The following is a 15,730-nucleotide window of genomic DNA, read 5'->3' on the forward strand; positions in this document are numbered from 1 at the left end:
CTGTGGCCTGCGTCACCGGCCCCCCGACTCTGCCGTCAAGCTGTAACGGCAAGGCCTGACTCTACTGTTAATCGCTGCCACGACCTGTCAGCACACCGAATCCTCTGATCGAGATACACAAGTGATCGAAAATCTACGTAACATCGCCATCATTGCTCACGTTGACCATGGTAAAACCACCCTGGTAGACAAACTCCTGCGTCAGTCCGGCACCCTGGAGCGCAACGAGCTCAATGACGAGCGCGTGATGGACTCCAACGACCAGGAAAAAGAGCGCGGTATTACCATCCTGGCGAAAAACACCGCCATCAACTGGAACGGCTACCACATCAACATCGTGGATACCCCGGGCCACGCCGACTTCGGCGGCGAAGTTGAACGCGTAATGTCGATGGTTGACTCCGTTCTGCTGCTGGTTGATGCCCAGGACGGCCCTATGCCGCAAACCCGTTTCGTGACCAAGAAGGCTTTCGAAGCCGGCCTGCGTCCGATCGTGTGCATCAACAAGGTTGACCGTCCAGGCGCGCGTCCGGACTGGGTTCTGGACCAGATCTTCGACCTGTTCGACAACCTGGGTGCCACCGAAGAACAGCTGGACTTCAAAGTCGTCTACGCCTCGGCCCTGAACGGCATTGCCGGTCTGGACCACAACGACATGGCTGAAGACATGACCCCGCTGTACCAGTCGATCGTCGACAACGTACCGGCGCCAAAAGTTGACCGTGACGGCCCGTTCCAGATGCAAATCTCGGCACTGGACTACAACAGCTTCCTGGGTGTTATCGGCGTTGGCCGTATCGCTCGTGGTAGCGTCAAGCCGAACACCCCGGTTGTTGCTATCGGCGCTGACGGCAAGAAGCGTAACGGTCGTATCCTGAAGCTGATGGGTCACCACGGTCTGCACCGTATCGACGTTGAAGAAGCTTTCGCAGGCGACATCGTATGCGTGAGCGGTATGGACTCCCTGTTCATCTCCGACACCCTGTGCCAGCCGGACAACGTCGAGGCGATGAAGCCTCTGACCGTTGACGAGCCAACCGTTTCCATGACCTTCCAGGTAAACGACTCGCCTTTCTGCGGTAAAGAAGGCAAGTTCGTGACTTCCCGTAACATCAAGGAACGTCTGGACAAAGAGCTGCTGTACAACGTTGCACTGCGCGTTGAAGAAGGCGACTCGGCTGACAAGTTCAAGGTTTCCGGCCGTGGTGAGCTGCACCTCTCGGTACTGATCGAAACCATGCGTCGCGAAGGCTTCGAAATGGGCGTTGGTCGTCCGGAAGTGATCATCCGTCAGGTTGACGGCGTGAAGCAGGAACCGTTCGAAAACGTCACCATCGACACCCCGGAAGAATCCCAGGGCAAGGTGATGGAAGAGATGGGTCTGCGTAAAGGCGACCTGACCAACATGGTGCCGGATGGCAAAGGCCGTGTGCGTCTGGAATACAACATCCCTGCTCGTGGTCTGATCGGTTTCCGTAACCAGTTCCTGACCCTGACCAACGGTGCTGGCATCCTGACCTCGATCTTTGATCGCTACGACACCATGAAGTCCGGCGACATGTCCGGCCGTCAGAACGGTGTTCTGGTATCGGTTGAAACCGGCAAGGCGCTGACCTACTCCCTGGAAACCCTCCAGGCACGTGGCAAGCTGTTCGTTGAACACGGTCAAGAGATCTACAACGGTCAGATCGTTGGTCTGAACAGCCGTGACAACGACATGGGCGTCAACCCAACCAAAGGCAAGAAGCTCGACAACATGCGTGCTTCGGGCAAAGACGAAACCATCGCTCTGGTTCCACCTGTTCGCTTCACCCTGGAACAGGCCCTGGAATTCATCCAGGACGACGAGCTGTGCGAAGTCACGCCTAAGTCGATCCGCCTGCGTAAGAAGATCCTGGACGAAGGCGAGCGTACCCGCGCTGCCAAGAAAGCCAAGAACTGAGTTAACTCAGGCTGAATGAAAAACGCCCCCGGTCGAAAGGCCGGGGGCGTTTTTTTGTGCCTGCAAAATATGTGATGACTGTGCCGGCCCCTTCGCGAGCAAGCCCGCTCCCACATTTGAATGCATTCCAAAGTTGGAACTCGGTCAAATGTGGGAGCGGGCTTGCTCGCGAAAGCGGTAGCCCAAGCAATACAAAATGCGGATCAGAACTTATCGAGCGTCTTGAACTTGGTCTCGCGCACCACTTCCTTGGGCTTGTACGCGCAATACCCCGGCCGCGGCCCGATCTTGGGGTGGTTGCGGCAAGTATCCGGGCGCTTGTCATAAATAGTGCAGAAGCGCGTCTTACGATCCAGGAACAGGCAGTCGTTGTTGCTCATGCGCTGCAGGGTAAAAATCTCGGACTTGGAATTGAAGCGCTCGACGATGCCTTCCTTCTGCAAGCGCTTGGCGATGTTCTTCGCCGGGTCGCCCAGCTCGAACTCATCGACCAGACCAATGCGGATCAGGTCCTTGACCTTCACTTCGACCGGCAGCGTGCAGCAGCTGGACACGCAGCCACCGCACATGTGTGCGGAGTATTTCTGCCATGTTTCAAGACGGTCGAGTTCCGCGGCGGCGATCAGTTGAGGCTTCATCAGGGTTCCAAAAGGTGGGGCGGTATCCGGGCGCGCGATCATACCGGGATTGGTGGTTTTTTGAACAATATTTTGCCGGTTTCGGCCAGAAGGCGTGTCTGGGCCAAAGCAGGCACGGCCAATGCATCAAAAACCGCCAAAGGTAAATGCGTTAAAAAAGTGCCGAACCAGAGCGGTCACCGTCTGTCAGACCGTCTAGGCTCTAGCAACTCCTTCTATCTCGCCCGAGGTCGCATCTGATGTCTCAGGAACCACTTGCACGAGAAGCAGAGGTAGCCGCATTTCGCGATGCTGTCTTGACCAAACTCACCTACGCGGTGGGCAAGGACCCGGATCACGCCTTCGACCATGACTGGTTCGAAGCCATTGCCCTGGCCGCCCGCGACCAGATGGTCGACCACTGGATGGACCACACGCGGCGCATTTACCGCAAAGGTCAGAAACGCGTGTATTACCTTTCCCTGGAGTTCCTCATCGGCCGTTTGCTCTACGACAGCCTGAGCAACCTCGGCGTGCTGGAGATTGCCCGCGAAGCCCTGGCCGAGTTGGGCGTGGACCTTGAGCGCATCCGCCTGCTGGAGCCCGACGCGGCGCTTGGCAACGGCGGCCTGGGCCGTCTGGCCGCGTGCTTCATGGAAAGCATGTCGACTCTCGGCATTGCCGGCCACGGTTATGGCATTCGTTATGAACATGGTTTGTTCCGCCAGGCGATTGTCGACGGCTGGCAGCAGGAGCAGACCGAGCGCTGGCTGGATTTTGGCAACCCGTGGGAGTTCGAGCGGGCTGAAGTGATTTACCCGATCGGCTTTGGCGGCAGCGTCGAAACCCTGGCGGACGCCTCCGGCAAGATGATTCAGGTGTGGTCGCCCAACGAAACCGTGCGGGCCGTGGCCTATGACACTCCGGTGGTCGGCTGGCGTGGCGCCAGCGTCAACACCCTGCGCCTGTGGCGCGCCCGTGCGGTGGAAGACCTGCACCTGGAGCGCTTCAACGCCGGTGATCACCTTGGCGCCGTCGCCGAGGTCGCCCGTGCCGAAAGCATCTCCCGGGTGCTTTACCCGGCCGACAGCACCGAAGCGGGGCAGGAACTGCGCCTGCGCCAGGAATACTTCTTCGTCGCCGCGTCCCTGCAAGACCTGTTGCGCCGCCACAAGAACATGCACGGCTCGGTGCTCAGCCTGGGCGAACACGCCGCGATCCAGCTCAACGACACCCACCCGTCCATCGCCGTGGCCGAGTTGATGCGCCAACTGGTCGACCTGCATGACATTCCGTGGGACGCCGCGTGGGATGTGACGGTTGAAACCCTTTCCTACACCAACCACACCCTGCTGCCCGAGGCACTGGAAACCTGGCCTGTGGGTTTGATGGAACGCATGCTGCCCCGGCACATGCAGATCATCTACCTGATCAACGCCCAGCACATCGATTCGCTGCGCGCCAAGGGCATCCACGACTTCGACGTACTGCGCGCCGTATCGCTGATCGAAGAAGACAACGGCCGCCGCGTGCGCATGGGTAACCTGGCGTTCCTCGGCTCCCATAGCGTCAACGGCGTGTCCGGTTTACATACCCAATTGATGCGCAGCACGGTGTTCTCCGAGCTGCACAAGCTCTACCCCGAACGCATCAACAACAAAACCAACGGCATCACCTTCCGCCGCTGGCTGTACCAGGCCAACCCCAAGCTCACCGAGATGCTGGTGGAGGCATTGGGCCCGGACATTCTCGACAACATGGAAACCCGCCTGGGCGAATTGGAAACCTTTGCCGAAAAGCAGACGTTCCGCAAAGCCTTCGCCGAGCAGCGCTTGCACAGTAAGCGGGCGCTGGCGCAAATCATCCACGAGCGCCTGGGCATTTCGGTCAACCCGGCGGCAATGTTCGACGTACAGGTCAAGCGCATCCACGAGTACAAGCGCCAACTGCTCAACCTGCTGCACACCGTGGCGCTGTACCAGGCGATCCGCGCCGAGCCGGGCACCGACTGGGTGCCGCGGGTGAAGATTTTCTCGGGCAAGGCGGCGGCCAGTTATCACCAGGCCAAGCTGATCATCAAGCTGACCAACGACATCGCCCGCACCGTCAACAACGACCCCACCGTGCGCGGGCTGCTCAAAGTGGTGTTCCTGCCCAACTACAACGTCAGCCTGGCCGAAAGCATCATTCCGGCGGCGGACTTGTCGGAGCAAATCTCCACCGCCGGCTTCGAGGCCTCGGGCACCAGCAACATGAAGTTCGGCCTCAACGGCGCGCTGACCATCGGCACCATGGACGGCGCCAACGTGGAAATGCACGAACGCGTCGGCGCCGAACACATGTTCATCTTCGGCCTCAGTGCGCAGCAGGTGGAAGCGCGCAAACATGCCGGGGAGTTCAATGCCGGCCCCGATGTTGCCGCCTCCCATCGCCTCAACGATGTGCTGCAAGCGATCCGCGGCGGGGTGTTCTCGCCGGATGATCCGGGGCGTTATGTGGGCCTGATCGACGGGTTGATCGACTACGACCGTTTCCTGGTGTGTGCCGACTTCGATTCCTACTGGGACGCCCAGGCGCGGGTCGAAGCGCATTGGCACGATTCCAAGGCGTGGTGGCGCTCGGCGGTGCTCAATACGGCGCGGATGGGCTGGTTCAGTTCCGACCGAACCATCCGCGAATACGCCACCGAAATCTGGAAAGCGTTGGACTAGACGCCGCACTACGTTGTGGGAGCGGGCTTGTGTGGGAGCGGGCTTGCTCGCGAAAGCGGTGGGTCAGTATCAGATGAGTTGCCTGACACGCCGTCTTCGCGAGCAAGCCCGCTCCCACACAAACCCGCTCCCACATAAGCCTTCTCCCACATTGCTCTCGCGTCGATATACTAGGCCCCGGTTTGCCTAGGGAATATCGACCATGCAATGGATTTTCATGCTGATTGGCCTCGCGCTCGGCTGGACACTCGACGAGTCGTTCAGTGACGCCGGCATCGGTGCGCTGCTGGGCTTGGGGCTTGGCCAGGCGATTCGCCTGTCGCAACTGTCGGCCCAGGCGGACAAGCAGGCGAGCCAGTTGGAAACCACGCAAAAGGCACTGATCGCCCTGGGCGAACGCCTGCGGCTACTGGAAGTGCCCACGCCGCCGGTCGGCAGTGCCAGGGTCGAACCCGCCATTCCTGACCCCACCCCTGTCGCCAAGGCGCCCGACCTTGTCTGGGAGCTGCCGACCGAGTTGGCGCCTGTGCCGATGGTTGCCGAGGCCAGCCAGCCGCTGCCGGATGATGTCTGGGCGCCAGCGCCAGCGCCGATGCCGACACCACGCCCGCAAGAACCGGCAACCCCGCGTGGCCCCAGCCTGATCGAGCGCGCCATCGGCGGTGCGCGCAATTGGCTGTTTGGCGGCAACACCGTGCTGCGCGTCGGCGTGGTGCTGTTGTTCCTTGGCCTGGCGTTCCTGCTGCGGTATGCCACCGAAGGCATGGTGGTGCCGATCGAGTTGCGCTACGCCGGTGTCGCCGCCGCTGCGGTCGGCCTGTTGGGCCTGGGTTGGTGGCTGCGCCTGCGCAACAGCCATTACGGCTTGATGCTGCAAGGCACCGGGATCGCGGTGTTGTACCTCACGGTGTTTGCGGCGATGCGCTTGCATCCGCTGATCGACCCCAGCGCGGCACTGGGTCTGCTGGTGGCGGTTACGGTGTTCTCGGCGATCCTGGCGATCACCCAGGACGCGCTGGGGTTGGCCTGTGCGGCCGCGCTCGGTGGTTTCGCCGCGCCGATCCTCACTTCCACGGGGGCTGGCAACCATGTGGCGCTGTTCAGTTACTTCGCGTTGCTTAACGCGGGCATCCTCGCGATTGCCTGGTTCAAGGCCTGGCGCCTGCTCAACCTGATCGGCTTCGTCGGCACCTTCGGCATCGGCTTCGCCTGGGGCCTGCGTTCCTACACGCCGGAACTGCTGTGGAGCACCGAGCCGTTCCTGATCCTGTTTTTCCTGATGTACCTGGCCATCGGCCTGTTGTTCACCCGGCGCAAATTGCTGGAGATGAGTGACGCGCCCGAGGACGACAGCCGTGGAGCGCTGCTGCGCTGGTCGGCGGCCAAGGGTGATTATGTCGACGGCAGCATGCTGTTCGGCCCGCCCCTGGTGGGCTTTGGCTTGCAGTTCGCGCTGGTGCAGCACCTGGAGTTCGCCGCTGCGTTCAGTGCGTTGGGCCTGGGCATTATCTACATGGGCCTGGCCCGTCTGCTCAGTGGTGGGCGCGCCTTGTTGCTGGCGGAAACCTGCCTGGCCCTGGGCGTGATCTTTGCCAGCCTGGCGATTCCCCTTGGGCTCGACGCGCGCTGGACTGCCGCGGCGTGGGCGGTGGAGGGCGCGGGGATTTTCTGGCTCGGGTTGCGTCAACAGCGGCCGTTGGCGCGGGCCTTCGGCCTGCTGCTGCAACTGGGCTCGGCAATGGCGTTCCTCAGCGAGTTGCGCATCGGCGAACACAGCCTGCTCGACGGCGCGCCATTGGGGGCGTTGCTGCTGGGCGCGGCGTTGCTGTTCAGCTTCGATCAACTGCGCAAGGCGCCGGCTGAACAGGCGGCGGATTGGGAACGTAGAGGCCTGCCGGTACTGGCGAGCCTGGGCTTGAGCTTTGTGTACTTGCTGGCGCCGTTGCTGTTGCAGACCCAGGGCACTGCCATCAGTTGGGCGATTGCCGGGCTGGTGACGCTGTTTGTCGGCCTGCGCATCGGCTCGCGCACCTTCCTGTTCACCGCGTTTGCCGTGCAACTGCTCGGCGGCGCGTTGTTCCTGCTGCGCTTGCAGGGCGGCGAGGGCGCAGCCGTATTCAGTGCGGGTTGGAGTGGTTTGCTCACCGCTTCGCTGATCGGCCTGGCGCTGATCGGCGGCATGTTGCTGGCGGCGCGCGACGACATGGTGCGCGGTGACGTGCGCTTGTTGCGCGGGCTGTCGGTGGTGTTGCTGGCCGGGCTGGTGCTGATCAACCTTGCGGTGCTGTTCGTACTGCCATGGCAAAGCGCGAGTGGCGTGTGGGCGGCCAGTGGTCTGTTGATCATCTGGTTGAGCCTGTACCTGCAACAGCGCGTGAGTTTTGTGTTTGGCTTGCTGCTGCAACTGATCGGCGGCGGTTCGTTCCTGCTGTCGGTGCCGCAGCTGCTGGGGCCGTTGAGCGGCGAAGGCTTGCGCCTGCTGGGGCATAGCGGTTTCTGGACACCGATGGTCCTGGGCCTGGCCGCGCTGGTCGGCGCCTGGCGCTTGCAGCGCGAGCGGCATGTGCCGGTGTTTGCGGTGCTGAAACTGCAACGCCTGTCCGACGTGCTGTTGGTGTGGGGCGCCGCGTGGTGGGCGCTGGCGTTGATCAGCGAGGTGCTGCGCTTTGTCCCGAACGCTTTGCAAGGCCCGTCCTTGCTCGGCATCGCCGCCGTAAGCGTGGCGCTCTGGGCGTTTGGCGCGCAGCGGTTGCGCTGGCCGTCGCTGGGCGTGCTCGGCACCTTGCTGATGCCGGCGGCGGGCGTGGTGTTGCTGGCGTCCCTGGATGCCTATTACCACCCGGCGGCGCAGTTTGGCTGGTTGGCGTGGTTGGCCGTTTTTGTCGTGCACTTCATTTCGCTGCGGCGCTTGGCTTCGACAGTGCCTGGCACGGTGTTGAGCGTGGCCCATGTGCTGGGCTGCTGGATGCTGATCGGCGTGCTCGCGCTGGAACTGCGTTACGGCCTGCTGTTGCTGTCGGATCAGTACAACGCCTGGCGCTGGCTCGGTTGGGCGATTCTGCCAAGCCTGTATCTGGTGCTGGCCGCTGCGCCGCGCAACTGGCCGTGGCCGGTGTCGGCGTACCCACGGGAATACCGCGTGCTCGCGGCGCTGCCATTGGCGGTGCTGATGCTCGGTTGGTTCTGGTTGGCGAACATCTTCAGCGACGGCACCGCCGAACCGTTGCCGTATGTGCCGCTGCTCAACCCGCTGGACCTGGGCCTGTTGTTCGCGTTGTTGGGCGTGTACCTGTGGGCACGCAGTGTCGCGCCGCAGCGTGGGCCGCGCGCAGAGTTGCTCGCCCAGGGTGTCGCGGGCCTGTCGCTGTTCGGGTTCTTTACCGCGTTGGTGATGCGCACCGCGCACCATTGGGGCGGCGTGCCGTTCCAGCTGGAGGCGTTGCTTGAATCGATGCTGGTGCAAGCCGGCCTGTCGATAGTTTGGACCCTGATCGCCCTTGGGCTGATGATCGGCGGCCACCTGCGCCATCGTCGCGAAGTGTGGTTGATCGGTGCGGCGCTGATTGCCGTGGTGGTGGCAAAGTTGTTCTTTGTCGAATTGAGTAACCGTGGCGGCCTGGCGCGGATCGTGTCGTTTATCGGCGTGGGCGGGTTGTTGCTGGTGGTGGGCTACTTTGCGCCGCTGCCGCCCAAGCGCGTTGAAACTGAAGGAGCATCGTCTTGATGGGCAAGCTGAGTCTGAGTGGGTTGGCGCTGTGGCTGTTGGGTTCGGCGGCCTGCGCCCAGGAAACGCCGGCCGACTTTTCGGTGCGGGTGCCATTGGCCGTGAGCGGCAACGGCCCGTGGTATCGGCTGGAGTTGCCGCTGGCCGTGCAGTTGAGTGCGCGCCAGGCAGACCTCAGTGACGTGCGTGTGTTCAACGCCGCCGGTGAGCCGCAGGCCTACGCGTTGTCGCGCCAATCCTCGCAGCGCAGCGAAAGCCGCACTGTCACCGAGGTGAAGTGGTTCCCGCTGTATGCCGCCGATACCCAGCAGGCGCTGCCCGGCGTGGTGATGAAATCCACCACCGAGGGCACGCTGCTGGAAATTCGCCCGTCCACCGCCAAGGGGCCGCAGGTGCTGCGCGGCTGGGTGCTCGACGCCAGTGCGATCAAGGCACCGTTGCAGCAACTGAGCCTGGATTGGAGTCGTGAGCACGACGGCTTCCAGCGCTTCAGCATCGAGGCCAGCGATGATTTGCAGCATTGGACGCCGTGGGGCGACGGGCAGGTTGCGCGCCTGTCGTTTGCCGACGAGCGGGTCGAGCAGCATGACGTAAACCTGCCGGGGCAATCGGCGCGCTACCTGCGCCTGGTGTGGCAAGGCCAGGCAGCGCCGTTGCTGACCTCGGCCAAGCTGGTCAGTGCCACCAGCAGCAGCCTGCCACTGCCGTTGGTATGGTCGCAGCCGTTGGCGGGCACGCGGCTCAGCGCCGGGGAATACAGCTGGCAGTTGCCGACCGGGCTGAATGTCGAGCGTTTGCGCATCGAACTGAAACAGCCCAATACCCTGGCGCCTGTCACTTTGTCGGGGCGTCGCGACAGCAAGCAGGCCTGGCAACCGTTGAGCAACGGGTTGCTCTACCGCCTGACCAGTAACGGCCAGGAGGTGGTGCAGGATGAGTTGCAGCTGCCGGGGCAGGCCGTCGCTGAACTCAAGTTGCAGGTAGACGAGCGCGGCGCAGGCCTGGGCGTCGAGGCGCCGGCCCTGCACTTTGCCGTGCGCAGCACGCAGTTGGTGTTCCTGGCGCGGGGTGAGCCGCCGTTCACCCTGGCGCTGGGCAATGCTGCGGCGAAGGCGGCGAATTTGCCGTTGTCGACACTGATTCCTGATTACAGCGCCGAGCGCCTCAAGGCGTTGGGCCAGGCCACGGTCGCCGGGGACGCGGTGGTCAACACGCCTGTTGCCGCTGCCGCCGTCGAGAGCGGGCCCGACTGGAAAAAATTCGGGCTCTGGGCCGTGCTGCTGCTCGGCGTGGCGGCGCTGGGCGCCATGGCCTACAGTTTGCTGCGCAAGCCGCCGGTGGCACGTTAGATAAAGTCCATGAACTCTATTGGGTTTAAATCCTCTGATAGGAGGAAATACGCCCCGACTCGCGCTAAACTGCGCGGGTTTTTAGCCCCCCATTCTCCGGAGCCTTACATGTCCCGCGTTACCTTGAGTCGCTATTTGATCGAGCAGACCCGCAGCAACAACACGCCTGCCGATCTGCGCTTCCTTATCGAAGTGGTGGCGCGTGCTTGCAAGGAAATCAGCCACGCCGTGTCCAAAGGCGCACTGGGTGGTGTCCTGGGCAGCATGGGCACTGAAAACGTGCAGGGCGAAGTGCAGAAGAAACTCGACGTGATCTCCAACGAGATCCTGCTCGAAGCCAACGAATGGGGTGGTCACCTGGCCGGCATGGCGTCCGAAGAAATGGACAATGCCTACCAGATTCCGGGCAAATACCCGAAAGGTGCGTACCTGCTGGTATTCGACCCACTGGACGGTTCGTCCAACATCGACATCAACGCGCCGGTCGGCACCATCTTCTCGGTACTGCGTTGCCCGAACGAATACCTGAGCCAGAACGAGCCGCTGAACGAGAAGGCCTTCCTGCAACCCGGCACCCAGCAGGTTGCCGCCGGTTACGCGATCTACGGCCCACAGACCATGCTGGTGCTGACCCTGGGCGATGGCGTCAAGGGTTTCACCCTGGACCGCGAAATGGGCAGTTTCGTGCTGACCCACGAAGACATCACCATTCCTGCATCGACCCAGGAATTCGCGATCAACATGTCCAACCAGCGCCACTGGGAAGAGCCGGTGACCCGCTACGTGGGCGAGCTGATGGCTGGCGAAGAAGGCCCGCTGAAGAAAAACTTCAACATGCGCTGGGTTGCCGCGATGGTGGCCGACGTACACCGCATCCTGACCCGTGGTGGCCTGTTCATGTACCCACGCGACAGCCGCGAGCCATCCAAGCCAGGCAAACTGCGCCTGATGTACGAAGCCAATCCGATGTCCTTCCTGGTTGAGCAAGCGGGCGGCGCGTCCACCGACGGCCACCAGCGCATCCTCGACATCCAGCCTGAAGGCCTGCACCAGCGTGTGGCGGTGTTCCTGGGTTCGAAAGAAGAAGTCGAGCGTGTAACCGCCTACCACAAGAAGTAACCTTTGTAGTGAGCGGGCTTGCCCGCGCGGCGGTGTGTCAGGTTAGCTTGAGGCGCCTGGTGTACCGCAGCGCGGGCAAGCCCGCTCACTACAAGATTTTGTGTTGGCTAGAAAGCCCCGAAACGTTTCAGCGTTTTCGGGGTTTTTTTTGTTTTTGCCCATCGGGAACCAGACACCTCTTTTCCCTTCTAAGCTTCTGGCAGACCCCCATGCTGCTTCGTCCCTCCAGGAGTTTTTCCATGTCGTTACGCCGTCTCGCCTTGCTGACTTTTTGCGTGCTGTTGGCCGCTTGCAGCAAGGTCAACCAAGAAAATTACGCAAAGCTGTCGGCTGGCATGGCCAAGGCCGAGGTGGAGTCGCTGTTGGGTAAGCCGACCGATTGTTCCGGCGCACTGGGCATGTCCAGCTGCACCTGGGGCGATAAAACCAGCTTTATCAGCGTGCAATATGCCGGTGACAAGGTTCTGATGTTTTCCGGGCAAGGCCTGAAGTAAACCGGGGCGTAAGCCTGCGGGAGAAGAAGAATGATCCGTTTTGTTGTGTTCCTTTGTGCCAGCCTGTTTTTGGCGGGCTGCGCCAGCCATTCTGGCGATGATCTGCAACCCAAGACAGCGAACAACGTCAACCTCAAGCGTTACCAGGGCACCTGGTATGAGTTGGCGCGATTGCCGATGTACTTCCAGCGCAACTGCGCGCAGTCCGAGGCCCGCTACACCCTGCTGCCGGATGGCGACATGTCGGTGTTCAACCGCTGCCTGACGACCGAATGGAAGTGGGAAGAAGCCAAGGGCACGGCCACGCCGCAAGTGCCGGGCAAGACCGACAAGCTCTGGGTCGAATTCAATAACTGGTTCACATCGCTACTGCCGGGCGTCGCCAAGGGCGATTACTGGGTGCTGTATGTCAGCGATGACTACAAGACCGCAATCGTGGGCAGCCCGAGCCGGCGCTACATGTGGATCTTGTCGCGCTCGCCGACGGTCAGTGCCGACACCCGCGAGGACCTGCTGAGCAGGGCGCGCCAGCAGGGGTATGACACCACTCGGTTGATCTGGCGCACGTCGGACAAAGAGATGGCCAAGACCTCGCAATAACCCCGAGACCACCGTCGATCAAATTGTGGGAGCGGGCTTGCTCGCGAAAGCGGTGTATCAGACGCAGATATTTTGTCTGACCCACCGCTTTCGCGAGCAAGCCCGCTCCCACATTTTTTAACCGAGCAGGTCCTTCAGTACTTGGGTGAATGCGCGATTGCTGTCTTCTTCGTCAGCGTGCCGACCCTCCCGCACCACCCACTTCCCGTTCACCAGCACATCCCGCACCTGCCGATCCCCACCGGCAAACAACCAGCGATTGAGAATGCCATCTTCGCTCGCGGTCGCCAGGTACGGATCATTGCCGTCCAGCACCAGCCAATCCGCGCGCCTACCCACTTCCAAACGACCAATCGGCTGGCCCAGCGCCTGTGCGCCGCCGTCCAGTGCCGCATCAAACAGCGTACGGCCCACCATCGGTTGATCGCTGCGATACAAACGGTTGCGCCGCTGATCCCGCAGGCGCTGGCCGTATTCCAGCCAACGCAATTCCTCCACCACGCTCAACGACACATGGCTATCGGAACCAATCCCCATGCGCCCGCCTTGCGCGAGAAAGTCTACCGCCGGGAAAATCCCGTCACCCAGGTTCGCCTCAGTGGTCAGGCACAGCCCGGCAATCGCACGGCTCTTGGCCATGCGCGCGACTTCATCCGCATCGGCATGAGTGGCATGCACCAGGCACCAGCGCTCATCCACTGCAACATTGTCGAACAGCCATTGCAGCGGGCGCTTGCCGCTCCAGGCCAGGCAGTCGTCGACTTCCTTCTGTTGTTCGGCGATGTGGATATGCACCGGGCAGGCTTTGTCGCTGGCGCTCAGCACTGCGCTGATTTGTGACGGGGTGACCGCGCGCAGCGAGTGGAAACACAGCCCCAACTGCTGCGCCGGTTGCGCGGCGAGGATGGGCTGCAGGCGCGCTCGCAGATCCAGATAGCTTTCAGTGCTGTTGATAAACCGTCGCTGGCCCTCATTCGGTGCCTGGCCGCCAAACCCGGAGTGGGTATAGAGCACCGGCAGCAACGTCAGGCCGATGCCGCTGCTGGCCGCCGCCTGGCTGATCTGACGTGACAGCTCGGTACGGTCGGCGTACGGCTGGCCGTTGACGTCATGGTGCACGTAGTGGAATTCGGCCACCGAGGTGTAGCCGGCCTTGAGCATTTCGATATACAGCTGGCGCGCGATCACCTGCAATTGCTCTGGGCTGATCTTGCCGACCATGCGGTACATCAGCTCGCGCCAGGTCCAGAAACTGTCGTTCGGGTTGCCCGCCACTTCGGCCAGACCGGCCATCGCGCGTTGGAAAGCGTGGGAGTGCAGGTTCGGCATGCCCGCCAAAACCGGGCCTCTCAGCCGTTCGGCGCCGTCTGCGTTGGCATTGGCCGCAACCTTTGTCAGCAGGCCATCGGCGCTGACTTCAAGACGTACATCATTGGCCCATCCATTAGGCAGCAGTGCGCGTTCGGCAAAGAAAGCGGACATGATCAGAGCACCCCGGTCGTGTGTTTATTTGTATATACATATACAGACGTTTGCCTGCTCGGTAAACTCCGGCAATCTATGCATCTTTTCCACCTGCAAGGATTCCCTGTGCCGACTCCGCCCGCCAACTCTTCGCTGGCTGCCCACATGGACGAAAGTCCGGCGCCCTTGTATGCCCGCGTCAAACAGATGATCAGCCAGCAGATCCTCAACGGCAATTGGCCGCCCCATTACCGCGTGCCGTCGGAGAGCGAACTGGTCAGCGAGCTGGGCTTCAGCCGCATGACCATCAACCGCGCCCTGCGTGAGCTCACCGCCGAAGGGTTGCTGGTGCGAATGCAAGGCGTCGGTACGTTCGTCGCCGAACCCAAGAGCCAGTCAGCGCTGTTTGAAGTGCACAACATTGCCGACGAGATCGCCTCCCGCGGTCACCGGCACACCTGCCAGGTCATCCACCTGGGCGAAGAGGCCGCCGGTTCCGAGCGCGCCGTCGCCCTGGAAATGCGCGAAGGCGGGCGGGTGTTCCACTCGTTGATCGTGCACTTCGAAAACGATATTCCGGTGCAAATCGAAGACCGTTTCGTCAATGCCCTGGTCGCGCCGGAATACTTGCAACAGGATTTCACCCAGCAAACCCCCTACGCCTATCTGAACCAGGTCGCACCGTTGACCGAAGGCGAGCACGTAGTCGAGGCGATCCTTGCCGACGCCGCCGAGTGCAAGTTGCTGCAAATCGAACCCGGCGAACCCTGCCTGTTGATTCGTCGCCGCACCTGGTCGGGCCGCCAGCCGGTGACCGCCGCCCGTTTGATCCACCCCGGCTCGCGCCACAGTCTCGAAGGACGTTTCAGCAAATGACTGCAGTCAAAGTCTGGCGCGCCGCCGATTACGTGCGCATGCCGTGGAAGAACGGCGGCGGCAGCACCGAAGAAATCACCCGTGATGCGGGCCAGGGCCTGGACGGTTTTGGCTGGCGCCTGTCGATTGCCGATATTGGCGAGTCGGGCGGTTTTTCCACCTTCGCCGGTTACCAGCGCGTGATTACCGTGATCCAGGGCGCTGGCATGGTGTTGACCGTCGATGGCGAGGAGCAGCGTGGCTTGTTGCCGCTGCAGGCGTTTGCGTTCAAGGGTGACAGCCAGGTGTCATGCCGCCTGATCACCGGGCCGATCCGCGATTTCAACCTGATCTATTCGCCACAGCGTTATCACGCGCGGTTGCAGTGGATCGACGGCGAGCAGCGGTTTTTCAGCACGGCGCAGACGGTGCTGGTGTTCAGTGTCGCTGATGAAGTGAAGGTGCTGGACCAGAAACTTGGCCATCACGATTGCCTGCAAATCGACGGTAACGCCGGCCTGCTGGACATCGCCGTCAGCGGCCGCAGCTGCATCATCGAACTGACCGCACGCGGTTAAAAGTGTGGGAGCAGGCTTGCCTGCGATAGCGGTGTATCAGTAGCAGATTTACTGACTGACACACCGCTATCGCAGGCAAGCCAGCTCCCACATGTGTTTCCCGCTGTTCATTCGATCTGTTTCCAACCGGCGCACCAACTTGTTACCGAACGCCCCAGCATGGCGCAAAGCCATGGGGACAAGACAACTATCCCCCGCCACAAAACTCCCCCGTAAGAAATTTCATCCAACGCGGAAGCCTTAATTTCCAAGGCTCGCACGCTCTTTCCAAAAAATT

The 15,730-nt window shown here is 61.8% G+C and carries 11 protein-coding genes; 9 read left to right on the top strand and 2 right to left on the bottom strand.

Annotated features, from left to right (window positions below; genetic code table 11):
* Positions 1 to 121: 121 nt before the first annotated feature.
* Complete coding sequence (gene typA / locus AC3ISR_RS01695) at positions 122 to 1,942, top strand: translational GTPase TypA (protein ID WP_181080294.1); 1,821 nt, start codon at positions 122 to 124, stop codon at positions 1,940 to 1,942.
* 203 nt (positions 1,943 to 2,145) lie between these two features.
* On the opposite strand, the gene AC3ISR_RS01700 is transcribed toward typA, so the two are convergent.
* Positions 2,146 to 2,580: a YkgJ family cysteine cluster protein gene (locus tag AC3ISR_RS01700; protein ID WP_017734855.1), complete on the bottom strand. Its 435-nt coding sequence runs from the start codon at positions 2,578 to 2,580 to the stop codon at positions 2,146 to 2,148.
* A gap of 239 nt (positions 2,581 to 2,819) precedes the next feature.
* Here AC3ISR_RS01700 and AC3ISR_RS01705 point away from each other — a divergent pair, with 239 nt between their 5' ends.
* From AC3ISR_RS01705 to AC3ISR_RS01730, 6 genes are all read left to right on the top strand, one after another.
* Entirely contained in the window at positions 2,820 to 5,270 is a 2,451-nt protein-coding gene (locus AC3ISR_RS01705) for a glycogen/starch/alpha-glucan phosphorylase (RefSeq protein WP_463983835.1), read from the top strand.
* A 202-nt stretch (positions 5,271 to 5,472) separates the two neighbouring features.
* Entirely contained in the window at positions 5,473 to 8,994 is a 3,522-nt protein-coding gene (locus tag AC3ISR_RS01710) for a DUF2339 domain-containing protein (RefSeq protein WP_463983836.1), read from the top strand.
* The gene (locus tag AC3ISR_RS01715) at positions 8,994 to 10,343 is read left to right on the top strand and encodes a DUF3999 domain-containing protein (protein WP_463983837.1); all 1,350 of its coding nucleotides are present in this window, start codon (positions 8,994 to 8,996) and stop codon (positions 10,341 to 10,343) included. Before AC3ISR_RS01710 ends, AC3ISR_RS01715 begins: the two co-directional genes overlap by 1 nt.
* A 108-nt stretch (positions 10,344 to 10,451) precedes the next feature.
* A complete protein-coding gene (locus AC3ISR_RS01720) occupies positions 10,452 to 11,462 on the top strand; it encodes a class 1 fructose-bisphosphatase (protein ID WP_033897713.1) in 1,011 nt (336 codons plus the stop codon).
* A gap of 239 nt (positions 11,463 to 11,701) precedes the next feature.
* Positions 11,702 to 11,956 carry a hypothetical protein gene (locus tag AC3ISR_RS01725; protein WP_017734861.1) on the top strand — a complete coding sequence of 85 codons (255 nt, stop codon included), beginning with the start codon at positions 11,702 to 11,704 and terminating at the stop codon, positions 11,954 to 11,956.
* Positions 11,957 to 11,986: 30 nt separating this feature from the next.
* The gene (locus tag AC3ISR_RS01730; RefSeq protein ID WP_192298390.1) at positions 11,987 to 12,556 is read left to right on the top strand and encodes a lipocalin family protein; all 570 of its coding nucleotides are present in this window, start codon (positions 11,987 to 11,989) and stop codon (positions 12,554 to 12,556) included.
* 117 nt (positions 12,557 to 12,673) lie between these two features.
* Here AC3ISR_RS01730 and AC3ISR_RS01735 read toward each other — a convergent pair whose 3' ends face one another.
* Complete coding sequence (locus tag AC3ISR_RS01735; protein WP_463983838.1) at positions 12,674 to 14,038, bottom strand: formimidoylglutamate deiminase; 1,365 nt, start codon at positions 14,036 to 14,038, stop codon at positions 12,674 to 12,676.
* Positions 14,039 to 14,185: 147 nt separating this feature from the next.
* Between AC3ISR_RS01735 and hutC the strand changes: the two genes are divergently transcribed.
* Positions 14,186 to 14,896: a histidine utilization transcriptional repressor HutC gene (gene hutC, locus AC3ISR_RS01740; RefSeq protein WP_225595445.1), complete on the top strand. Its 711-nt coding sequence runs from the start codon at positions 14,186 to 14,188 to the stop codon at positions 14,894 to 14,896.
* The gene (locus tag AC3ISR_RS01745; protein ID WP_192298387.1) at positions 14,893 to 15,453 is read left to right on the top strand and encodes a HutD/Ves family protein; all 561 of its coding nucleotides are present in this window, start codon (positions 14,893 to 14,895) and stop codon (positions 15,451 to 15,453) included. Before hutC ends, AC3ISR_RS01745 begins: the two co-directional genes overlap by 4 nt.
* Positions 15,454 to 15,730 lie beyond the last annotated feature (277 nt).

This window comes from Pseudomonas sp. GL_117 (genome assembly GCF_057835125.1).